The sequence below is a fragment of the Vibrio sp. 1069 genome, from assembly GCF_033340555.1.
Genome location: NZ_JAWOWP010000409.1, coordinates 1 through 684, shown reverse-complemented (window position 1 = coordinate 684; position 684 = coordinate 1). Strand labels below are relative to the sequence as shown.

Genomic DNA, 684 nt, shown 5'->3' with positions numbered 1-684 from the left:
AAGATGACTAACGGGTTGAGGTTAAACCGCCTCCCTAGCAAAGTTGGGGTGACAAACTGACTCTCGATTAAATTCAGCAACAGATATATCGACACCACTGTCAGCATAAAACTGACCGAATCTAACTGCAGATACGCGACAAAACCAAAGCTCACCATCGAAATCACTGGCCCCAAATACGGTGCGAAATTCATTACCCCAGCAAACGCCCCCCATAGAAATGGGTCTTCAAGGCCGAGGACAAAAAACACCAATCCAACACACAAGCCTAAACCCGCATTGACCAAAGTAATGGTGCCGATGTAGCGCGATAAATCTTTCTGCAGAGCCTGCACCAACTCCACCGCCTGACGTTGTTTCGAAAAACCACGCAAACGCGATACCGATTTACGAAACAGACTTCGACCATGATTAAGCATGAAATACACCATAAACAGCACAATCATCGCCTGAGTTAACAGCGTTGGTGTGGTGGTCGCGAGCGCTTTCAGCAGAGAAAACACCGTGTTGTTGCCCATCTCGTCAATGTTCATGTCACTGGCGATCTCAAGCGGCGCATTCATGTGCTCTGACGACGCTTTGGTCACTTCATTCACTTCCTGCGAAACGTTTTGGACGATGCTTGGCAACTCAGCCCACCATTGTTTCGCGGGTTCTGATATCGCCGCTAAACCGAGTATTGAA

The 684-nt window shown here is 48.2% G+C and carries 1 protein-coding gene; it reads right to left on the bottom strand.

Going from position 1 to position 684, the window contains the following annotated elements:
- On the bottom strand, positions 1-684 hold a 684-nt coding region (locus R7040_RS26830; protein ID WP_318097645.1), incomplete at both ends, for an AI-2E family transporter.